Consider the following 22124-nt stretch of genomic DNA (forward strand, 5'->3'; position numbering starts at 1 on the left):
CGATTGGGGCCCTTTGACGTTGATCTTAGATGCGGTTCATCTGGGTTGCAACCTTGTTGTACCAGTCCTGCCACGTGGGCGGGCAGTACTTTTTGGCGGCTGCCGGGGTAAGCGTGGAGCCATAGTTGGCGCCCAGGTAGGCGACGTGGGCAGAGACGCCCTCGCTCCAGCTACCAAAGCTCCGCCAGCCGCCGCCACGGGCGCTCCAGCCCCAGGCGTTATAGGAGCCGGCACAATAGAGGCCCTTGCTGCTCTCGACGCAGGCGATGGCAGGGGACCAACGGGGGTCAACACCGGTGTTCCAGGCTGCCACGGCAAAGTTATAACCCTGGCCTGCCATGGGGGAGCCGGCGAGGTAGTTGTCAATGCGACTCGTCCACTCGTTGATAAACGAGTCGTAATCTGAGTTGCCGGTATTGGAGTTGTTCACCGTGGTGTCGATGGTGGCGTTGGCGTTGTTGGCCTGGCTGTTGGAGTTGTTGCCGCTTACGCCCTCGCCCGAGAGCTTCTCGGCGGCAGCGGCCTTGTCTGCCTCGAGCTTGGCCAGCTCGGCGGCATTTTCCTGCTCGGCTTTTGCCTGGGCTTCGCTGCGAAGCTGCTGGGCCTGTGCCAGTGCATCTTCGGCGGTTTTCTGCTCGGTCTCGAGTTGGGATTTAGCCTGTTCAAGCTCGGTCTTGTTCTGCTCGAGCTCGGTCTGCATCTTGTTGAGCTCTTCGATCTCATCGACGCTCGAGCTCGCGATCTGGTTGGTGTACCTGCAGGTGGTGATGAACTCGCCAAGGCTCTGTGCGTTGACCAGGAAGCTCACGATGGGATTGGTGCCCTTCTGGTACTTATACAGATCGCGCATGGCGGAGCTTGCCTTTGCCTGCTGATCGGGAAGCTCGGCTTCGATCTGCTCGATGCTTGCCTCGTTGGTGTCGATTTGCTTTTGCAGATCCTCGAGCTTGGTGCGGGCCTCGTTGTAGGCGCTCGTGGCGGCTTCGATCTTCTGCTGGGCGGCGGAAAGCTGATCCTGCGTTGCCTGCGAGGCGGCATAGGCCGCGACGGGGGAGAGCATCGGCGTGGCCGTCAGCGCAACGGCGAGCGCGGCGCTCGTGATGATACGAGCCGGCCTCGACGCGATGAACGCTGCGGTGCGATGGTTCGAATGCTGCATCCAGTCCCTCTGCAATCAATCGTAGGTTATGGTTCGAACGGTATTCTACTACTGCTTTCGACCTCAACTTGAACCTTAAAGGTTCTAAAGGGTCAAGTTGAACTTGAGGCTTTGGCCTTGACCTGCAGTTATAGTGAATTGTTGAGAAACCATAGAGTTCAACTTTAACGTTACGGAACCCTATCGAAGCTCGATTTAGAGCTGAAAAAGCTGCCTCACGTGGGGTTTTGCAACTATAGGGTTCCTTCGCGGCGAGCCCGCTCCACCTCTTTAAGTGCTTCAGCAGGGGTGAAGGAACAGGTGCCATCGCCAAGTTTGACTACCTGGATATCGTCCCCGGTATGGACCTCTCCGCCGTGAAGGACTACGCCAAAGATGCCCTCGTGGGGAAAGAAGGGCCCCGGCTCGTTCAGTCCGAGTCGGGGCTCATTGCGCTTGGTTGCAGTTGTTGCACGGCTGGACTTACGGGGAGAGCTGACGTTCGCCCAGAAAAAACCGACCAAAAAGCCTGTCCCAAATTGGCAGGTTAGAACAGGAAGCCGAGGACGATGAGGGCAATGCTGACAATAAGTATGGCAATGTCCAGGCCCTTGATGGGATAGCGCTTGTACGAGCTCGCGCGCGTGCGTAGGTAGAAGCCACGCTGTTCTGCCGCCAAGGCCGTGGCATCGGTTTTACCCACGCTCGAGATCAGTAGCGGCACGCACAACGGCAGCATGAGCTTAAGCTTCTTGATGGGGTTTTTGGTGTCATACTCGATGCCGCGTGCGGTCTGCGCCTCCATGATGGCGTTCATCTCCTGGCCAAACACCGGCACAAAGCGCAGCGCCGTGGTAAAGGTGAAGGCGTAGCGATACGGCACGTGCAGTACCTCCACGCAGGCGTTGGCAAGGTCGTTGAGCTTGGTCACCATGAGCATCAGAATAAGCGGAAGCGCCACGCCCAGCAGGCGCAGGCAAGCCTTGGAGCCGGTGATGAGACCCGTGTCGGTAACGAAGCCCCACACGATGTTGCCATCGCGCATAAAAGCCAGCTGCAGCACCAGCATGATGAGCGCGAGCGGAATCAGCAGCCTGAGCAGCGCGAGCAGGCGGCCGACGACGCCGGCGTAGGCTCCCAGCGCGAGCGTGAACGCCAGAAAGCCCAGCAGTGCCACATAGGTGTCGGACAAGAAGATGCCGATGATGATGGCGGCGGCGAGGCCCAGTTTGATGACGGGGTTCAGGCGGTGTAGCAGCGTGTCACCCGGCATGTAGTCGATGACGTTAACCACGGCGGACCATCTCCTCGGTAATGCGAACGATATCAGTGACCTCACTCACCTGTGTAAAGGCGGGCGAGACGGTGGATGCCAGACGGCGCGAGAGTTCGATGACCTGGGGCGGCTCAACGTAGGCACGCTGCATGAGCTCGATGTTCGAGAACAGCTCGTGCGTGCGCCCGCGGTCGAGGATGCGGCCGTTGGCCATCACCACGATGCGCTCGGCAAAGTCGGAAACGACTTCCATGTCGTGACAGACCATGATGACGGCGCAACCGCGCTCTGCCATGGTGCGCACCGTTTCCATCACGGTCATGCACTCGCGGTAGTCCAGGCCGCTCGTGGGCTCGTCGAGCACCACGATCTTGGGCTCGACCACTACAACGGAGGCGAGCGCCACCATCTGGCGCTGACCGCGCGACAGCGAGAACGGTGCCTCGTCGGCGGGCAGACCAAAGCGGTCGATGACCAGCTGGGCGCGACGTAGAGCTTCGGCGCGGTCGATGCCGGCAAGTTCTAGACCAAAGGCGACCTCGTCGAGCACGGTGTCTTTGCAGATTTGGCGGTCGGGGTTCTGGAAAAGCGTTGCCACTTCGCGTGCGATGCGGCTCGTGGGAACCGATGCCGTGTCCAAGCCCGTAACGCGTACGCTGCCCGATGCGGGCTTGAGCAAACCCGTGAGCAGTTTGGTGAGCGTGGTTTTGCCGGCTCCGTTTTGGCCGACAATGCCCACGAGCTCGCCGGGGTAGAGCGTCAAGTTGAGGTCGTGAACGGCGGCGCCTCCATGGGGGTAGGAAAACTCGACATGGTCAAAGGTGAGCACCGGCTCGGCGTCTTTCGCATGCGGGCGCAGCGACGGCGCGTGCGGGGAGCCTGCGGGCGCCTGGGTATCGCTTGTCGCACGGTCGGGGTCGACGATGCCTGCGATCAGGCGTTCCGCCTCGTCGACATCCAGACAGGGCGTGCCGCTTACCAGGCCATCGGCTTCGAGGCTGTTGAAGATGCGCGTGACGCGCGGGCAATCGACGCCGATGGTGCGAAGCTCGTCGGTGCGTGCGAAGACCTCGTGCGGCTCACCCTGCAGCGCGATCTGGCCGTGATCGAGCACCATCACGCGGTTGCAGTACTCCGAAAGTAAAGCGACCTTTTGCTCAACGTCGACGATGGTGATGCCGAGCGCACGGTTTGCCTCGCGCAGCGTCTCGAAGACCAGGGTGGAGCTGGCGGGGTCGAGTGCTGCGGTGGGCTCATCGAGTACCAGGACGCGCGGGCGCATGGCGAGGATGGCGGCGATGGCTACCTTTTGCTTTTGGCCGCCCGAGAGGGTGGCGATCTCGCGGTCGCGCAGGTCGCTGATACCGACGGTTTTAAGCGCCTCGCTCACGCGCTGCTCGATCTGGTCGTGCGGAACGCCAAAGTTCTCGAGGCCAAAGAGCATTTCGTCCTCAACGACCGAAGCGACCATCTGGGTATCGATGTCCTGCAGCACGCTGCCGACGATCTGCGATATGTCGGTGAGCGAGACCTCGCAGGTGTCGTGGCCGTCAACTAACACGGAGCCATAAAAGGTGCCGGTGTAGTGGTGAGGCACGGCGCCCGACAGGCAGGCGGCGAGTGTGGACTTACCTGCGCCCGAGGGTCCGATGATGCCGATGAATTCCCCCTTGTTCACGCTGAGCGAGACGTGGCTGAGCGCCTGCTCGGTTTGCGTGCCATAGGAGAACGAGACATCGTCGACGTTGATGATCGTTTCCATGGATACCTTTCATAGTCATCGGGGACGTTCTTACATGACTGGTCGTTTAGGAACGTCCCCAAATGCTCGTTGTTTGGGACAGTCTTTGGTGGTAAAGCCGGGCAGGTTAGTTGAGCTTAAGGGCCTTCTGGATGGGCAGGTAGAGAGCGCCGACCAGAATTGCGTTAAACACGGCGGTCATGGCGACGACGGGCAGCATGGCTGCGGCGAGCTCGCCCACAACGCCGAGCATGGCCATCTTGATGACCATGAAGATGACGCCCGAGACAAAGGTGGTCACGAATGTTGCGACGATGGCGATGACGGGCTTAACCTGGCCGTCCTTGGCGGTGGCGTTGACAATGACGGCCATGAGCATAGCGGCGATGCCCTCGGCGGCAAAATCGACAAACGGCGAGGTGGTAGTGATCTGGATCACGGCCGCCGAGATGAGACCAATGACGAGCGCCTGGCCAATGTTGGGACGAACGACCAGGATGGTGAGGCAGAAAGCCGAGATGATGAACTCGGGGCTGATCATGCCGCCCGAGATGCCCGAGATTGCCTTGCCGACGGTGAAGTTGAGGATGAAGCCGGCGGCAAGCAGGATGGCGAGCAGGACAAGGGCGCGGATATCGAGTTTGCCGCGGTCGGCGGTCTGGACGGTGCGGGGCTGGGCGGTGGTGTTCTGAGACATGGTGAAAGTCCTTTCGAAAAAGGGAGTGTAAGAGAAAAACGGAGGCGCGTGATGCGAATGCGATCGGGCTCGAGATAGAAAAAGGCCCCCGGTCGAAACCGGAGGCCTTCCAATCACCTAGAGCGCAAAAACAGGCGTGAGGGACTCACTTTCGACCGATCGTATTCGCATCACGCCACCACCAGTTGTTGAGGGACTTCATCGTGTTCATCATCTTGGTGGCTCCTTTCGTGATGCCTTGGCGCGGTTACACCTCATTGCTGTTGCGCTGCACTATAGCACAGCGAAGTGTGTGCGGGGAAATCTTTTTTTGAAAAGATTTCGGCGGCGTTTCCTGCCGGTCAAAAGGGCAGGCTGAGCGGGCGGGATGACTCATGCGACCCCGCCCGTCTCTCGGAACGTGAGGGTCTTAGGCCTTCTTGCGACGATAGAGCACGAAGCCGCAGACACCGATGATGACGATGGCGCCAACGGCCATGGCGGCCATGTTGTTGCCCTCGGACTTCTCCTCGGTCGCCTCTTCCTCAACCTCGGGCTCGGCAACGTCCTCATCGGAGAGGGCCTCGTCGGCGTAGGTGATGGACTCGACCAGGCAGTCGTTGTCGGCATCGTAGTCACTCGGGACGAACTCCTCGGAGAAGTCGCCCTCCTTGAGGTAGTCGCGCATCTCCTCGAGCATGGCCTTGCACTTGACGTAGGTGTTCTTGGTCGCCGCCTTGCCGGCCTTGTTGGCCAGGGCGGTGCGGGCCTCGGTGTCCTTGGCGGCCTGCATGGCCTCGTCGACGGTCAGGTTCTGCTCAATGAGCTCCTTCTGCAGGGCGTCGAGATAGGCGCGGACGCCGGTGGCGCAGCTGTCGCGGTTCTCATAGGCAAGCGTGTTGATGTCCATGAGAACGTAGTTGATGGAGTTCTTGGGCTCCTCGTTGTTCACGACGTCTTCCTCTTCACAGTGATCAAAGGAGACATCCTGATCGCTGAAGTAGGGGCTGACCTCGGTGAGCAGTGCGGAATAGAGGGGGATAGCGACGGAGAACTCGGCGTTGGAGAGCATCTCCCATTGGATGGTCGCGATCTCGGGGTCCATGCCGTGACGGATCTGGAAGGTGTGGATCTCGGTGTTGCGGTTGGAGCCGATGGCATAGGCGCCGTCGGTGTTGGCGTTGAGGCCGGCGACATTCTCGCCGCGAGCGGCGAAGGAACGAATCATCTCAAAGGTGTTCCAGTCGGACTTGCCGGGCGTAAAGAACAGCGGCTGCATCTCGTGGACCAGGGCGCCGGTCGTCGCACGAGCGTCTTCGCGCTCGTCCTTGACGATCTCGTAGTCGGTGCCCTCGGCAAGCGGAGCCATGAAGTAATCGCGGCCCTGGACATAGCGCGACCACTGGTGCATACCGGCCTCGCTAATCTCCTCGCCGTAGGTCTTGGCGACGTCGAACTTGCCGTCGGTGTACTCGGCAAAGCCCTTCTCCTTAGGCATGGACTCGATGCCCTCGGAGTGGAGGCAGTTCTCGGTGTCGTCGAGGTCGACGTCATAGGTGAGGTTGCCGATGTTGGGGTTGAGCGAGGCGATATCGTCGGTGAGCCTCATGGCAATCCACTGATGGCCGGAAAGCGCTGCAAACAGCCAGGTCTCGTTGTTGTCGGCGATGATGATCTGGTCGTTGGAGCAGACGCCCTGCTCGTCAATCAGGTTGCCGAGGAGCTCGACACCTTCGCGGGCCGTGGCACTCTCGCCTAGAATGACGCTGGCGTAGTTGTACTCGCCGATGCCGGTCTCCTCGGTGACGGGGTCGGCTTCCTCTGCCTTCTCGTTATAGGAGGTGCTCAGCGTGGCAGAGCAGGAAACGCCCTTCTCGTTGATGCCAGCCTCGGAATATGCGTCGTAACGATCTTCCCACTGAGAGGGGTTGTCGCGAACGAAGGTGTAGCGGTAGGTTGCGCCCTTGGACTTGTATTCAAAGCCGGACTCGACCGAGGTGTACTTGCTGCCGTCCTTGTGTGCGGGCTCGATGCCAAAGTGCTTGACGTAACGCGGGCCGAAGTCCTCGGAGCGGCCGTAGTACGTGTTGCCGTCTGCCGTGAGCTGGCTGCCCATGTAGATCTGGGTGCAAGCGAGCGCCGAAGTCGGCATAGCCATAATGGCCGCTGCTCCAAATGCAAGGCCGCAGCCAAGCTTCTTGAGCGTGTTGACAGGATGAGTAAACCTCATGATCCCTCCCAACTGTTGAAACCCCGCGAAATCGTACGGAGCTTCAGCTAATAAATACATCTACTAGCCTAAAGGAAGTTTAAAGAGTATTCATTCGACAATAGCTTTTACTCGATGAGCGTGAAGAAATATACGATGAGCGGATAATAATACTCATTATATGGCTTTAGTTAAATAAAGGCACCCTGCATTTACTATAGCTGAATAAAGCGCCAGACAGTGCTCAAAAAGGAAACTCTCCCGCTGTTTAGGATTTGCATAAACAACGGGAGAGTCGATAACTGGATGAATATCATACCAATGTGGATTTACTTCTTTCGGCGGTGAATCACATTGATGGCGTAACCGACGAGCATGGCCAAGACGATGACGATAAAGCCAATTAGGGGATTGTCGTTCATGGGGCCCTCCTATTTTCCGAGTGGTGAAAATTCGTCGACGATGAGATCGAGGCATTGCGGCAGTGCGCGGGCGCCAAAGACGCCGGAGTTGCTGGAGATGATCTCGCCATCGAACTGCATGCCCAGCGATGGCGTGCAGGTGATCTTGGCTTCCTTGGTCTGGATGATCTTAAACTGCGGACGGCCGAGCAATTTGCCAGCGGGGTCGAGCGCGGCGGTAATTACCGTGGGGAGCAGCTGCACCGTGCGTACGGGCTCAATAACGACGATGTCGACCATGCCGTCGTCCATGCGGCAGTTAGGGAATAGGTTGATGTCGTTTTGGATGACCGAGGTATTGCCTGCCATGCAGCAGATGCCGTCGAGCTCCTCGACGATGCCGTCGTGCTCAATGGTGAAGTGTGCCACCGTGGGGTTGGGCGTAGCGAGCGCGGAGAGGAAGTAGGCGATCTCGCCAATGTCGTTTTTGGTGGGAGCGGCCTTCATCATGATCTCGGCGTCGAAGCCCGAGCCGGCGATGATGATAAAGCCGTGGCGCTTCTCGTTACCGTTCTCGTCGAGCCAAAAGAGCTCACCCATGTCCACCTTGACCGTGCGGCCGGCGCGGCAAGCCTTGGCGAGTGCCGCCGCCTCGGGGGCATTGCCGATGTTGTTAAAGAACAGGCAAGCCGTGCCGGAGGGGAAGACGAGCGTAGGGACACCGCACCCGCGCATCTGGTCGAGCACGTTGGAGACGGTGCCGTCGCCACCCGAAACGACCACGCGATCGAACTCACGAACGTCCGCTACCGCGTCCTCGGGCTCCATGCCATCGCCGATAAAACGCATCACGACCTCGTCGCCGCCCTGTGCAAGGGCGTGCGTGAATGCGAAGATTTCATCGGAGCTGGGACCCGATGCCGGGTTGTGGATGATAAGGCAGCGCATACTTACGTTCCCGTTCTGTGACTAACCGAGTATAGTTGTAGAGCAATGCCGATATCCTACCCGTGTTTTTCGGGCCTAACCTTATTCGATGGGTTGATATGTACATTTCCACACATCAGGCTCTGGTCGACTTTTGCCAGCGCGCCCGCGAGTTCGACGCGATCGCCGTCGATACCGAGTTTTTGCGCGAGCGCACGTTTCATCCGCGCCTGTGCCTGGTCCAGATTGCCACCCCCGCCGAGAGTGTCGCTGTCGATCCGCTGGTGATCGACGACCTGTCGCCGCTTGCCGAGCTTATGGCCGACGAGGGCGTGGTCAAGGTATTCCATGCTTGCTCACAGGACATGGAAGTTATGCTCCATACCGTGGGCGCACTGCCGCGACCGATTTTTGACACGCAGGTTGCCGCCGCCTTTTTGGGCGAGCGCCAGCAGATTTCGTATGGTGCGCTCGTTCAGACGTTCTGCGGCGTATCACTGCCCAAGACCGAGTCGCTGACCGATTGGTCGCGCCGCCCGCTGAGCGATAAGCAGATCGAGTACGCGATCGATGACGTCAAGTACTTAATCGTCGCCTATACCGAGATGATGAGCCGCCTGCGTGAGCTGGGCCGCGTGGACTGGGTGCTCGACGAGTTGCGTCCTTTGGCCGACGAGTCGCACTACCGCGCCGACCGCCATGAGGCATTCCGCAAGGTCAAACGCATCAACTCGTGTAGCCGCCATCAGCTGGGCATTGCGCGCGAGCTTGCCGCTTGGCGCGAGGACCGCGCCGAGCGTCGCAACATCCCGCGCAAGTGGGTCATGTCCGACGATACGCTGCTGGCCCTGGTTAAGCGCAATCCCGTGCGTGTCGAGGAGTTCCGTAGCATCCGCGGTACCGACCAGCTGGGGGAGCGCGACGTGGATGGCGCGTTGATGGCCATCAAGCGCGGCGCAAGCTGTCCGCACGATCGCCTGCCGCTCATGGTGCGCGGGCATCGCCAGATTTCGCCGGAGCTTGAGAGCGTGACGGATCTCATGTACGCGCTCATCCGCCTGGTTGCCGAGCGCTCGGGCGTGGCGACCTCGGTCATTGCCTCGCGCGATGACCTGGCCGACTACATTGAGCATCCCGAGCAAAGCCCCCTGCGCGAAGGCTGGCGCTTTGAGCTCGTGGGTTCGCGCCTGGACGATCTGCTCTCGGGCAACATGGGGTTGACGGTGAAGGACGGCAAAATCGAGCTCCTGTAGGTATATAGTTACGCGGTTTTACCAAACCGCCTAACAGCTCGACGCTGCAAACGGCCGAGAGCGGCAATCTGACGTTCAATCGTCGCTCGCGTACCAAAGTACGCGTCGCTTCTCTTTCACGTCACCTTGCTCGCTTTCGACCGTTTTCGCTGACGGTGCCAAAACATCGATGCTGATTTGCTTGCCAGCTGAGTGGGTAGAATGCCTCCAACGTGTAACTCGATTCGGAGGAATTCGCATGCCCTATTACTATGGTTACGGCTTTGGCATCGACCCGCTGTACCTGCTGGTTATCCTTGTTTGTACGGTGCTTGGTCTTGCGGCGCAGAGCTATATCAACTCGACGTACAAGACCTGGTCCAAGGTTCGCTCGGACGGCGACACGGGTGCCACGGTCGCTCGCCGCATGCTCGACGCCAACGGTTGCAACGCCGTGGGTATCAAGGGCGTTGCCGGTGAGCTCACCGACCACTACAACCCGCAGGATAACAACCTGTATCTCTCGGACGCTAACCGTTCGGGCGGATCGGTCGCAAGCGTTGCCGTGGCCTGCCACGAGGCGGGTCATGCCGCCCAGCGTCAGAGCGGTTACGCCATGATGAAGGTTCGCACCGCCCTGGTCCCGGTCGTCAACTTTACCCAGAACACCTGGACCATCGTGTTGCTCTTGGGCCTGTTTATGAACATCGCCGGGCTCACGACCCTCGCATTGATCTTCTTCTCGTTTAGTGTGCTGTTCCAACTCGTTACGTTGCCTGTCGAGATCGATGCCAGTCGCCGCGCCGTGGCGTATATCGAGCAGTCGGGCATGAGTTCCAAGCAGGTCAACGGTGCCAAGAAGGTGCTGACGGCAGCCGCGCTCACCTACGTGGCGGCGGCGCTCACCTCGATTATTCAGCTGCTCTACCTGATGGCCCGCTACAACAGAAACTCCAACCGATAACAAATTGGCTTGACAGGCGCCGCGGAGATTCTTGTCCCCGCGGCGCTGTACTATGTGTTGGACTTGAATCTGCGCAGGGTCGAAGCCCTTGTGCTCGATAACGAAAGGAGGCTGCGTGGCAGGCTGGAATCTAACCGGCAATGCCGTTTCCGCCGAGTTCGACGGTTCGGACGATCAGGAGCGCAAGGAGCTCAGCGTGAGCCAGGCAGTGGAGATCGCCGCCGGTGCGCTCGATGCCATTCCGCAGCTGAGCGTTCTGGGCGAGGTCACAGGTTTTCGTGGTCCTAACGCCCGAAGCGGTCACTGCTACTTCCAGATCAAGGACGACTCGGCCGCCGTCGACTGCATTATCTGGAAGGGCGCCTATCTCAAGCGCACCTTCGATCTGCGCGATGGCATGCAGGTGAGCTTTAAGGGCAGCTTCAATCTCTATAAGCCCACGGGTCGCATGAGCTTTGTTGCCCGCTCATTTTCGTTGGCGGGGGAGGGTCTGCTGCGTCAACAAGTGGCGCAACTGGCCGAAAAGCTACGCCGCGAGGGCCTGATGGACGAAGCGCGCAAGCGCCGCATCCCGGTGTTCTGCTCCCGCGTGGCGGTCGTCACCTCGCTTTCGGGTGCCGTAATCGACGACGTTAAGCGCACGTTGCGTCGTCGCAACCCGCTCGTCGAGGTCGTCTGCGTGGGCGCCAAGGTTCAAGGCGAGGGTGCGCCGGCCGAGCTCATCGAGGGCTTGCGCCGCGCCGCTTCCATTACGCCGGCGCCCGACTGTATTTTGCTGGTGCGCGGCGGCGGCTCCTTTGAGGACCTCATGACCTTTAATGACGAGGAGCTTGCCCGCGCGGTGGCGGCTTGTCCTGTGCCCGTGGTGACCGGTATTGGCCATGAGCCCGATACCTCGATTTGCGACATGGTGAGCGACCGTCGCGCCTCCACGCCAACGGCAGCGGCAGAATCGGTGGCGCCGGCTATGACGGAGTTGGCTGACGTGCTCGAGACGCGCCATCAGCGTCTGGGCGCCGCGATGGCTTCGATGATCGGGTCGGATCAGGTCGATCTGGAAATGCTCGACCAGCGCGGTCGTCGAGCCTGGGATGCCTATACGGCTCGTCTGGGCGACGCGCTCGATGCAGCCGCATGCCGCCCGTGCCTCAACGACCCAACGTTTATGGTCGAGCGTCGCGAGTCCGAGCTTGCCCTGACGGCCGATCGTCTGTCCGGCGCCATAACGCGTTCGGTTGGGGCCTTCCGCTCCAACTCCGAGCGTCTGCCCGAGCGCTTGATCGCAAGCACCTCAGGGCTCGATGGCAAGCGCCATGCGCTCACACTTGCGAGTTCCCGCCTGGAGCATCAGGGGCGCACGATGCTCAGCAAACCCGCGTCCGACCTGGGCCGTGCGGCAGCCTCACTCGATGCCCTGTCGCCGCTCAAGGTGCTTGCCCGCGGCTATTCCATTGCATATAGCGAAGCCGGTGTGGCTACGAGCGCCAAGACCTTTAAGCCAGGCGACGCCATTCGCGTGCGTATGGCAGACGGCATCGTGGCGGCAACGGTCGATACGGTCGAGTAAGCCGTGTTTCATAGCGATAAACCTTTAGGAAAGGAAACAGATATGGCAGAGAAGACCCCGGTCGAGCAGCTTACGTACAAGCAGGCCTCGCAGGAACTGGAGCTCATCATCCGTAGCTTGGAGTCGGGCGATATGGAGCTCGAGGAGTCGCTCGAGAGCTATACCCGCGGCGTCGAGCTCCTCAAGAGCCTGCGCACCCGCCTGTCCGATGCCGAGCAGAAGGTCTCGGTGCTCCTTAAGGACGTCGACGGCAACGATGTGCTCGCCGACGGCGAGGCCGCCAACACCGACGACAACCTCTCGTTCTAACCATCTCGCAGCCTACTTTGGGGTAGTCTTTTTGGGACGGGGCTTTTTTGACTACCCTTGCGCGACGGCTTGCCGAGTGTTTGCGCTTGCGAAAAAGTAGTCAAAAAAGCCCCGTCCCAAAAAGACTACCTTGGTCTGTGAGAAAGGAACCTACCATGTGTGATTGCATCTTCTGCAAAATTGCCAACCACGAGATCCCCTCGACCGTTGTCTATGAGGACGACCGGGTCATCGCCTTCGACGACCTCAACCCCCAGGCGCCGGTCCACACCCTCGTGATCCCCAAGAAGCACTACAGCGACATCGCCGACAACGTGCCTGCCGAGACCATGGGCGCCATGGCCCACGCCATCCAGGAGGTCGCTAAGGCCAAGGGCCTGGAGGACGGTTTCCGCGTCATCTCCAACAAGGGCGTCAACGCCGGCCAGACCGTCATGCATTTCCACATGCACGTCCTCGGCGGCAAAAACCTGGGCGAGAATCTCATCTGAGGACGCTTCTTCCGTGCAATGAAACGGAAGCTCTGGCATCGATAACTTATATATCAACGCAATAAACCCGAGCGCGAGGGCGTTTGGGTTTATTATTGAAGCGTATGTAACCTGGCGGCGCCACACCGCCTGTTAGTAGGGAGACACATGAACGTTCTGGTCGTCAACGCGGGATCTTCGACTCTTAAGTATCAGGTCATCGACACCAAGTCCCACAAGGTGTCCGCAAAGGGCTCCTGCGAGCGCGTCTGCTTTACCGGCGGTACCTTCACCCACGCTGCCAACGGTTCCAAGAAGGTGACCGAGAACATCGAGTTCCCCGACCACAAGGTCGCCATCGAAGTCGTCCTGAAGGACCTCGAGGCCAACGGCGTTAAGATCGAGGGCATTGGCCACCGTATCGTCCAGGGCGGTTGGTACTTTGGCGATTCCTCCCTCGTCGACGAGGACGTTCTCGCCAAGATCCGTGAGGTCGCCCCGCTGGCGCCGCTGCACAACAACCCCGAGGCCAACGTTATCGAGTTCTGCCTGGAGCAGTATCCCGACCTGCCCAACGTTACGGTCTACGACACCGCTTTCCACTTCAACATGCCCGAGGTCGCCAAGACCTACGCCCTTCCCAAGGATGTTTGCGACAAGCTGCATATCCGTAAGTACGGCGCCCACGGCACCAGCTATCGTTACATCTCCAAGAAGGTCGCCGAGATGACCAACGGCGAGGCCCGCAAGGTCGTCGTGTGCCACATCGGCTCTGGCGCTTCCTTGTGCGCCATCGAGGACGGCAAGTGCATGGACACCACTATGGGCTTGACGCCGCTCGACGGTGTCATGATGGGCACCCGCTGCGGCTCCATTGACCCGGCTACCGTGTGCTACCTGCAGCGCGAGGGTGGCTACACCTTCGACGAGGTCGACGAGATGATGAACAAGAAGTCCGGCCTTTTGGCTGTGACCGGCGGCAAGACCAACGACTGCCGCAACGTCGAGGAGCTCGCCGCTGCTGGCGACCCCGAGGCTCAGCTCGCCTTCGACATGTTTGTCTACAAGATTGCCGCCAAGGCTGCCGAGATGGCCACTTCCATGTGCGGCATGGATACCCTGGTCTTTACCGCTGGCATCGGCGAGCACGCTCCGGCCGTCCGCGCCGGCGTGACCGACCGTCTGGCCTTTATGGGCGTCAAGATGGATCATGCCCGCAACGCCCTGCGTGGCGACGGCGCTTGGTGCCTGTCTGCCAAGGATTCTAAGGTCAAGATCTTCGTCATCCCCACGGACGAGGAGTTCATGATCGCTTCTGACGTCGAGCGCATCGTCAACGGCAAATAATTGCAAGAGGGGAGGGGCTGGACGACCAAGTGCCGTTCAGCCCCTCCTTTGCGCTCGCTGGGCGATATTCTGATAGCTATTTATCAAGATATGATAACTTCTTATTAAAATGCGGCCGCCTTAAGGGGTCTGCGTGGACCGTATTGCACTGCAAAGGAGTCTCATGAACGTACTTGTTGTCAACGCCGGCAGCTCAAGCCTTAAATATCAGCTTTTGGATACCGATACCCGCGAGGTTTTCGCCAAGGGCAACTGCGAGCGTATCGGATCGGACATGGGCATCTTCGGCCACTCCGAGAACGGTGGCGCCAAGCAGACCGAGGAGGTTCCTTTCCCCGATCATCGCTCTGCTATCGCTCGTGTGCTCGAGGAGCTCGAGAAGACCGACTTTACGATTGATGGCATTGGGCATCGCATCGTTCAGGGCGGCTGGCACTTCGATGATTCCGCGGTCGTCGACGACGAGGTCATGGCCAAGATCCTTGAGGTGGCACCGCTTGCTCCGCTGCACAACTACGGCGAGGCCGCAGCAATCGAGTATTGCCGCGAGAAGTATCCTGAGCTGCCCAACGTCGCCGTTTTCGACACCTCGTTCCACATGACCATGCCCGAGGTCGCCTACACCTACGCCCTGCCCAAGGACGTGTGCGACAAGTACCACGTGCGCAAGTACGGCGCCCACGGTACGAGCCACCGTTACGAGTGGATGATGGCCAAGGAGATCCTTGGCTCGCGTTGCCACCGCCTGCTCTCGTGCCATTTGGGCAACGGTGCCTCGCTCGCTGCCATCGAGGACGGCGTGTGCCGCGACACCACGATGGGGCTCACGCCGCTTGACGGCCTGATGATGGGAACCCGCTGCGGCTCCATCGACCCGGCTACCGTGTGCTACCTGCAGCGTGAGGGCGGCTACAGCTACCAGGAAGTCGACGACATGATGAACAAGCAGTCTGGTCTGCTTGCTATCTCGGGTATCTCCAACGACGCCCGCGACATCCGCACGCGCGCCTCCGAGGGCGACGAGCGCTGCCTGCTCGCCTTCGATATGTTCGCCTACAAGGCCATGCAGCAGGCCGGCTCCATGATCGCTTCCATGGCGGGCGTGGACACCATCACCTTTACCGCCGGCATCGGCGAGAACGACTGGTCGATCCGCAAGGCCTTCTGCGACTGCTTTGAGTGGCTGGGCGTGCGCATCGACAACAACAGGAACCGCGAGGCCGTAGGCAACGGTCCGCAGGTCATCAGTGCCGCCGGTTCCGCCGTCACGGTCATGGTCATCCCCACCGACGAGGAATACATGATCGCCCACGACGTCGAGCGTCTGACCAAGAACAACTAACGCACCCGTTTGCATGTAAACGAAAGGCCTCCCGAGCAACAGCTCCGGAGGCCTTTTTACTAGCAGGCGGAAATTCCAGTCCCAAAGTGACCATCGCCAGCAACGCCTGCGCTCCCAGCAACGGCGCCCGATCATTCAGACCTTCAGCTCCAGCTCGCAGCCAAGCCGCCGTCCACCCCAGATACCCTGATTGTTACGTGACGGTAGAAGGCAGCACAGGTTAACCCCTGAAAACACTCCGCAGACCAGAAACGCCCCCGTTCATAGCTCCGAAGGGGCAGAACGAGGGCGTTTCATTGGTCGAGGACGTTTTCAGGGGTTAACCTGTGCTGCCTTCGGCGGGGATATGTCCGCTACTCAGCCATCTGAGCCTGGACGGCAGTGATGGCCACGACACCCACGATGTCGTCGGCAGAGCAGCCGCGCGACAGGTCGTTAACCGGCTTGGCGATGCCCTGCAGGATGGGGCCGTAAGCGTCGGCGCCGGCGAAGCGCTGGACCAGCTTGTAGCCGATGTTGCCGGCCTCGAGGTCGGGGAACACGAGCACGTTGGCCTTACCGGCAACGGAGGAACCGGGAGCCTTGAGCTGGGCGACGGTGGGAACGATGGCGGCGTCGAGCTGCAGGTCGCCATCGATGGCGAGCTCGGGAGCCTTCTCCTTGCAGAACTTCACAGCCTCCTGGACCTTCTTGGCGACCTCGCCGCCGGCGGAGCCCATGGTGGAGTAGGAGAGCATGGCCACGTGCGGCTCAACGTTGCCCATGAAGGTGGACCAGGAGTGAGCGGAGGCGATGGCGATCTCGGAGAGCTCGTCGGAGGACGGGTTGATGTTGAGGCCGCAGTCGGCGAAGATCAGCGTGCCGTCGGTGCCGAACTGCGGAGTGTCGGTGCACATCACGAAGAAGGCCGACACCAACTTGGTGCCCGGGGCGGTCTTGAGGATCTGCAGCGCGGGGCGCAGCGTGTCGGCGGTGGAGTGGCAGGCGCCGGAGACCAGGCCGTCGGCGTCGCCCATCTTGACCATCATGGTGCCAAAGTAGGTAGCATCCATCACCTGGGCGCGAGCCTGCTCGATGGTGACGCCCTTCTTGGCGCGGAGCTCGGCAAACTTCTGCGCGTACTCCTCGTGCTTCTCGGCATTGCGCGGGTCGATGACGGTAGCGCCGGGAACGTTGATCTCGTCGGGGTTGCCCAGGATGACGATCTTTGCCAGGCCCTCCTCGATGATCTTGGTGGCTGCGACGATGGTGCGCGGATCCTCGCCCTCGGGCAGGACGATCGTCTTAAGGTCGGCCTTGGCGGCAGACTTCATACGGTTAAGAAAATCGCTCATGTTACTCCTTACAAGCGTTTCGCTAAGCTCCAGGCGCCTGACTGCACACGAATAAACCCGCTGCTAGCGGGTTTACCTTTCAATAATGTACGCCGCGGTGCTTGAGCTTTCCTTGTGTGGCAAGCTCATTATAGGACGCATTAGCGCTATAATCGCTCTGATAAATATGTCTCGAAGAATGTTCGAGAAAAGCCCAGCTAACGAGCCCGTGGCTTTTGACAAGGAGTATCGATGCAGATTACCTCAGGCCTGCCTGAAGGCTTTAACGCCGGCGCATACGACATGATTGTTGTCGGTGCCGGATATGCCGGTGCCGTTTGTGCCCGCCGTCTCGCCGAGACCATCGGCTATCGCGTTGCCGTTCTGGAGCGTCGTAGCCACATTGCGGGCAACGCTTACGACTGCGCTGATGAGGCCGGGATCCTTATCCACGAGTACGGTCCGCACATCTACCACACTTTTAACGAGCGCGTCCATAATTTCCTGTCGCGCTTTACCAAGTGGACGGACTATCAGCACAAGGTGCTCGCCAACATCAACGGTACCCTTATGCCCGTGCCCTTTAACCACGCGAGCCTCAAGCTCGCCTTTGGCGATGAGCGCGGCGAGGAGCTGTATCAGAAGCTCGTGGAGACCTTTGGCAAGGACGTCAAGGTGCCCATTATGGAGCTGCGCAAGAAGAACGACCCGGATCTTGTCGAGGTCGCCGATTACGTCTACGAGAACGTCTTTTTGCATTACACCATGAAGCAGTGGGGTCAGACGCCCGACCAGATCGATCCCTCGATCACCGGCCGCGTTCCCGTCTTTGTGGGCGACGATGACCGCTACTTCCCGCAGGCTCCCTTCCAGGGCATGCCGCAGGACGGCTATACCGCGCTGTTCGAGCACATGCTCGACCACGATCTGATTGATGTGTTCTGCGACGTGGACGCCCGCGACCTCTTCGAGATCGACGAGACCACCGTCAAGATCGACGGTAAGGTCTATGGCGGCGAGATCGTCTACACCGGTCCGCTTGACGAGCTGTTCAACCTCGACCTGGGCGCTCTACCGTACCGTACGCTCGACATGAAGTTCGAGACGCTCGATATGGACCAGTTCCAGCCCGTGGGCACCGTCAATTACACCACGAGCGAGGATTACACGCGTATCACCGAGTTCAAGAACATGACTGGTCAGGTCCTGCCCGGCAAGACCACCATCATGAAGGAGTATTCCAAGGCCTATACGCCCGGCTCGGGCGAGACGCCCTATTACGCCATTCTGGAGCCCGAGAACCGCGAGCTCTATGAGCGCTATCTTGAGCGCGTCCAGAACCTGACGAACTTCCACCCGGTGGGTCGCCTGGCCGAGTATCGTTACTACGATATGGATGCCGTGACCAACTCTGCCCTCGATCTTTCGGATGAGATTATCGCCTGCCATGCATAAAGTCATATCATTCGGTATTCCCTCGTATAACGCCGCCAAGGACATGGACCATTGCATCACCTCCATTCTGGAGGGGAGCAATTACGCCACTGATATCGAGATCATCATCGTCGATGACGGTTCCAAGGACGAGACGGCAGCTAAGGCCGACGAGTGGGAGACGCGTTATCCCGGCATCATTCGCGCGGTGCATCAGGAGAATGGCGGCCACGGCATCGCCGTCCTCTCGGGCTTGCGCGAGGCACAGGGCACCTACTACAAGGTCGTCGACTCGGACGACTGGCTCGATGGCGCAGCCCTATCGACTATGCTTTCGATCCTTCGCGGTTTTGAGGAGCGCGACCAGCGCGTCGACCTCTTTATCTCGAACTATGTGTACGAGAAGGTTTACGAGGGCACACACACCGCTATCGGCTACAAGTTTGCCCTGCCGCGAAAAAAGATCTTTACCTGGGACCAGATTGGTCATTTCCGTCTGGACCAGAATCTGCTTATGCACAGCCTGTGCTATCGCACGGATGTGCTGCGCGCGTCCAATCTGCCCATGCCGCCGCACACGTTCTATGTAGACAACATCTACGCCTACGTGCCGCTGCCGCGTTGCAAGACCATGTACTACGCCGACATCGACCTCTATCGCTACTTTATCGGCCGTGAGGGCCAAAGCGTCAACGAAGCCACGATGGTCAAGCGTCTGGACCAGCAGTTCCGCGTGACGCGCATCATGATGGAGTCGTTCCATCTGTACGGCGATGTCGAGTCGTCGCGTCTGCGCTCGTACATGATGGGCTATTTCACCATGATGATGGCAATCTGCTCGGTGCTTACTAAGCTTTCCGACGAGGATTGTGCCGACGAACGCCTGAAGACGTTGTGGAATGATCTGAAGGCCTATGACGAGCGCATGTATCGTCGTGCACGCTACGGTGTGGTTGGCTTCTTCACCAACCTGCGCGGCCGTGCCGGTGACAAAACCACACTCGGCCTATACCGTCTTGCCTCAAAGATCTTCAAATTCAACTAGCACAGAAGTGCTCGGGTAACGGGGACCCCTGGTCCTTAACTTGCTACTTCGAACGGTCCTGCGCAAGACGGAGGCGCCACTGGCGCCTCCTTTGCGTGCGGAACTCGTATCAAGTTAAGGACCAGGGGTCCTCTGCTATGTCTCGCTTTATGTCAGCAACCTGAATTTGAAGATCTTAGACGCGCGGTACACAGGGGCCTGGGCTGAAAGGGATCTTGTTGAGTAGGTTGCCCGGTGTGTCTTGGTTATGTTTGTCGCGAGTTCCGCACGAGCCGAAGAGCACGTAATGTGCTCTTCGTGCGAGCCAGGACTGTAGAGCAGCAAACATAACCAAGACCCACCGGGCAACCGGACGAGCTAGTTTACTTCGCGGCGCCGGGGATGCCGTGGGAGGTTTTGGCGGTTTTGGCTCCGTTTACGATGGCGGTTTCTAGGGCCCTTACGGCGAGCATGCCCAGCAGGTCTAGGGGAACGGCGGCGCTTGCCTGGGCTCCCAGTTTGCCGCTGGCGAGGGTGTAGATGGTGTCGCCGTCGTTGGTGGTGTGCGTGGGGCGGATGGCGTGCGCGTAGGCGTCTGCTGCCATCTGGGAGACCTTGGTGGCCTGGGCCTTAGTGAGCTCCACGTTGGTGACGATGCAGCTGATGGTGGTGTTGGTGCGGTCGAGCGGCATCTGCATGGATCCGGCGGCGGCAAAGGCTGCGAGTTCCATGTCGACGATCTGGTCGCTATCGGCCGCGGCACGCATACCGGCGACCCACTCGCCGGTGGTCGGGTCGACAACGTTGCCACAGGCGTTGACCGAGACCACGGCGCCCACCTTGATGGGGCCGAGCGCCACGGCGGCAGCGCCAAGGCCGGCCTTCATGCAGGTGGCGGGCCCCATGAGCTTTCCGACGGTGGCACCCATGCCGGCACCTACATTGCCCTGCTCGAGCATGGTGGGGGTGTTGTCGAGTGCCTCACGCACGGCGGCGATGCCGGCCTCTATGTCGGGGCGCACGGTGGGATCGCCAAAGGCGAGGTCGAAGATGCAGCTGGAGCACACGATAGGCACCTGCGTGGGGCCGACGGGAAGGCCGATGCCGCGGTTCTCAAGCTCGCGAGCGACGCCGCTTGCAGCCTCGAGGCCAAAGGCCGATCCACCCGACAGGCAGATGGCGTGGACCTTGTCGACGGTGTTCTCGGGACGCAGCAGGTCGGTTTCGCGCGATGCTGGAGCACCGCCGCGAACGTCAACGCCGCCGGTGGCGCCCTCGGGTGCCACGATTACGGTGCAACCGGTGCCGGCCTCCTCGTCCGTATAGTTGCCATAGCAAAAGCCATCGACATCGCAGACGTCAATGGCCTCGAGCAGTGTATCCATGTTTAACTCCTATCGGTTTTCCGCCGCGCCTTGTGCCCGGTCGGGATCCGTACGGTACGCAAAAATTGTAGGCGCTGGGGAATACCCAGCGCCAGATGCAATTACGAGAGTTTTTGAATCGCGCGCGCGACGCGGGCGATGGGCAAGCCCACCACGTTGTAGAAGTCGCCCGAAATGTCATGCACGAGCAGGCGGCCGCCTGTGCCCTGGATGCCGTAGGCCCCGGCCTTGTCCATGGGTTCGCCGGAGGCAACATAGCGCTCGATCTGCTCTTCGGTAAGCTCATAGAACGTCACGTCGGTCACATCGACAAACGACAGGCTCTCGGCGGCATGCGGAGCTGTAGCGTCGCCGGCTTTAACGATGCAGACGCCGGTCGCCACCTGGTGCGTGCGGCCCGAAAGCTCGCGGAGCATGGTGCGTGCCTCGTCCTCGTTTGCCGGCTTACCCAAAATCTTGCCATCGAAGGTGACGATGGTATCGGCCGCGACGGTCAGCTCATTGGGCTCGGCATGCTCGGCGGCGACGGCAGCGGCTTTGGCACGCGCCAAGCGCTCGACGAGCGTAAGCGGAGCTTCGCTATCAAAGGGCGTTTCATCGATATCCGCGGGAATCACGCGAATGTTGTAGCCTGCCTCGCGCATCAGCTCTATGCGGCGCGGCGATTGCGAAGCCAAAATCATAGCTGGATGCCCTCGGCGACCTTCTCGACGGCCTTGTCGCCGGCGAGCGTGCGCAGCAGCTTCAAGGCAAAGGGGAGTGACTGTGCCATGCCGCTGGCAGTGATGATGTTGCCGTCTTGCGTGACCTTCTCGCCGGTATAGGCGCCCTCGGGGAAGCTCTTCTCAAAGCCGGGGAAGCACGTGGCACGGCGTCCCTCGAGAAGGCCAAGCTCGCCCAGGATAAACGGGGCGGCGCAGATGGCGGCAACGTGCTTGGTTGCGGCGAACTCGCAGACCACATCACAGACACGCTGGTCGGTGCGCAAGTTGGTGGCTCCGGGCAGGCCGCCAGGCAGTACGACGCAGTCGTACTCGTCAAAGTTTATTTCGTCAAAGAGGGCATCGCAGGTCACGGGAATCTGCAGCGAGCTCACGACCTCGCGCGTGGGCATGATCGAGACGAGCGTGGCACGCACGCCGCCGCGACGCATGACGTCGACCATGGTCAGACATTCAATCGTTTCAAAGCCATCGGCGGCGAGAACGGCAACGCTGGGCATGAGAGTTCCTTTCGTAAGGCGGCATACAATTAGCCGTCTTATACCCCGAAGACCCCCGCTTGCCACGCTCGATTTCCCAATGTTTAAAAAGGGACGGGGATTAAATAATCATTCGGTGCACAATTGATTATTTAATCCCCGTCCCAG

The 22124-nt window shown here is 60.0% G+C and carries 19 protein-coding genes; 9 read left to right on the forward strand and 10 right to left on the reverse strand.

The genetic code is table 11. The annotated features are described in order from the left end of the window. Positions 1 to 25: 25 nt before the first annotated feature. The 6 genes from V2391_RS00535 to V2391_RS00560 all read right to left on the reverse strand — a co-directional run bounded on the left by V2391_RS00535 (position 26) and on the right by V2391_RS00560 (position 8389). The gene (locus tag V2391_RS00535) at positions 26 to 1159 is read right to left on the reverse strand and encodes a coiled-coil domain-containing protein (RefSeq protein ID WP_329737838.1); all 1134 of its coding nucleotides are present in this window, start codon (positions 1157 to 1159) and stop codon (positions 26 to 28) included. 526 nt (positions 1160 to 1685) lie between these two features. Beyond that, positions 1686 to 2432, reverse strand: a complete 747-nt coding sequence (locus V2391_RS00540) for an energy-coupling factor transporter transmembrane component T family protein (protein ID WP_329737839.1) — start codon at positions 2430 to 2432, stop codon at positions 1686 to 1688. Beyond that, the gene (locus tag V2391_RS00545; RefSeq protein WP_329737840.1) at positions 2425 to 4176 is read right to left on the reverse strand and encodes an ABC transporter ATP-binding protein; all 1752 of its coding nucleotides are present in this window, start codon (positions 4174 to 4176) and stop codon (positions 2425 to 2427) included. The genes V2391_RS00540 and V2391_RS00545 overlap by 8 nt, the downstream gene beginning before the upstream one ends. Before the next feature lie 106 nt (positions 4177 to 4282). Then, positions 4283 to 4852: a hypothetical protein gene (locus V2391_RS00550; RefSeq protein ID WP_329737841.1), complete on the reverse strand. Its 570-nt coding sequence runs from the start codon at positions 4850 to 4852 to the stop codon at positions 4283 to 4285. Positions 4853 to 5261: 409 nt separating this feature from the next. Continuing rightward, on the reverse strand, positions 5262 to 7061 hold the full coding sequence (locus V2391_RS00555) for a C69 family dipeptidase (protein WP_052044126.1): 1800 nt from the start codon (positions 7059 to 7061) through the stop codon (positions 5262 to 5264). Positions 7062 to 7471: 410 nt separating this feature from the next. Beyond that, positions 7472 to 8389: a diacylglycerol/lipid kinase family protein gene (locus tag V2391_RS00560; protein WP_329737842.1), complete on the reverse strand. Its 918-nt coding sequence runs from the start codon at positions 8387 to 8389 to the stop codon at positions 7472 to 7474. A gap of 98 nt (positions 8390 to 8487) precedes the next feature. Here V2391_RS00560 and rnd point away from each other — a divergent pair, with 98 nt between their 5' ends. The 7 genes from rnd (at position 8488) to V2391_RS00595 (ending at position 15599) form a co-directional block, all read left to right on the forward strand. After that, positions 8488 to 9621, forward strand: a complete 1134-nt coding sequence (gene rnd, locus V2391_RS00565; RefSeq protein WP_035137916.1) for a ribonuclease D — start codon at positions 8488 to 8490, stop codon at positions 9619 to 9621. A 238-nt stretch (positions 9622 to 9859) separates the two neighbouring features. Beyond that, entirely contained in the window at positions 9860 to 10564 is a 705-nt protein-coding gene (locus V2391_RS00570) for a zinc metallopeptidase (RefSeq protein WP_329737843.1), read from the forward strand. A 115-nt stretch (positions 10565 to 10679) separates the two neighbouring features. Continuing rightward, the gene (xseA, locus tag V2391_RS00575) at positions 10680 to 12131 is read left to right on the forward strand and encodes an exodeoxyribonuclease VII large subunit (RefSeq protein WP_329737844.1); all 1452 of its coding nucleotides are present in this window, start codon (positions 10680 to 10682) and stop codon (positions 12129 to 12131) included. A 42-nt stretch (positions 12132 to 12173) separates the two neighbouring features. Continuing rightward, on the forward strand, positions 12174 to 12440 hold the full coding sequence (gene xseB, locus V2391_RS00580) for an exodeoxyribonuclease VII small subunit (RefSeq protein ID WP_006234311.1): 267 nt from the start codon (positions 12174 to 12176) through the stop codon (positions 12438 to 12440). A 155-nt stretch (positions 12441 to 12595) separates the two neighbouring features. Beyond that, positions 12596 to 12931, forward strand: a complete 336-nt coding sequence (locus V2391_RS00585; protein ID WP_329737845.1) for a histidine triad nucleotide-binding protein — start codon at positions 12596 to 12598, stop codon at positions 12929 to 12931. A 147-nt stretch (positions 12932 to 13078) separates the two neighbouring features. Continuing rightward, on the forward strand, positions 13079 to 14257 hold the full coding sequence (locus V2391_RS00590) for an acetate/propionate family kinase (protein ID WP_329737846.1): 1179 nt from the start codon (positions 13079 to 13081) through the stop codon (positions 14255 to 14257). Between the two features lie 163 nt (positions 14258 to 14420). Then, positions 14421 to 15599 carry an acetate/propionate family kinase gene (locus V2391_RS00595; RefSeq protein ID WP_035137923.1) on the forward strand — a complete coding sequence of 393 codons (1179 nt, stop codon included), beginning with the start codon at positions 14421 to 14423 and terminating at the stop codon, positions 15597 to 15599. A 353-nt stretch (positions 15600 to 15952) separates the two neighbouring features. Here V2391_RS00595 and pta read toward each other — a convergent pair whose 3' ends face one another. After that, on the reverse strand, positions 15953 to 16933 hold the full coding sequence (gene pta / locus V2391_RS00600; RefSeq protein ID WP_006234296.1) for a phosphate acetyltransferase: 981 nt from the start codon (positions 16931 to 16933) through the stop codon (positions 15953 to 15955). A 231-nt stretch (positions 16934 to 17164) separates the two neighbouring features. On the opposite strand from pta, the gene glf reads away from it, so the two are divergent. Both glf and V2391_RS00610 read left to right on the forward strand, forming a co-directional pair. Beyond that, complete coding sequence (gene glf / locus V2391_RS00605; protein WP_329737847.1) at positions 17165 to 18367, forward strand: UDP-galactopyranose mutase; 1203 nt, start codon at positions 17165 to 17167, stop codon at positions 18365 to 18367. Then, complete coding sequence (locus V2391_RS00610) at positions 18360 to 19391, forward strand: glycosyltransferase family 2 protein (RefSeq protein WP_148345564.1); 1032 nt, start codon at positions 18360 to 18362, stop codon at positions 19389 to 19391. Before glf ends, V2391_RS00610 begins: the two co-directional genes overlap by 8 nt. Positions 19392 to 19753: 362 nt before the next feature. On the opposite strand, the gene V2391_RS00615 is transcribed toward V2391_RS00610, so the two are convergent. The 3 genes from V2391_RS00615 to V2391_RS00625 form a co-directional block, all read right to left on the reverse strand. Beyond that, a complete protein-coding gene (locus V2391_RS00615) occupies positions 19754 to 20755 on the reverse strand; it encodes a P1 family peptidase (RefSeq protein ID WP_329737848.1) in 1002 nt (333 codons plus the stop codon). Positions 20756 to 20856: 101 nt separating this feature from the next. After that, the gene (locus tag V2391_RS00620) at positions 20857 to 21438 is read right to left on the reverse strand and encodes a Maf family protein (RefSeq protein ID WP_329737849.1); all 582 of its coding nucleotides are present in this window, start codon (positions 21436 to 21438) and stop codon (positions 20857 to 20859) included. After that, the gene (locus V2391_RS00625) at positions 21435 to 21977 is read right to left on the reverse strand and encodes a DJ-1 family glyoxalase III (protein WP_329737850.1); all 543 of its coding nucleotides are present in this window, start codon (positions 21975 to 21977) and stop codon (positions 21435 to 21437) included. The genes V2391_RS00620 and V2391_RS00625 overlap by 4 nt, the downstream gene beginning before the upstream one ends. Between the last annotated feature and the right edge of the window lie 147 nt (positions 21978 to 22124).

This window comes from Collinsella sp. CM84Y_54, assembly GCF_036317945.1.
Classification (GTDB): Bacteria; Actinomycetota; Coriobacteriia; order Coriobacteriales; family Coriobacteriaceae; genus Collinsella.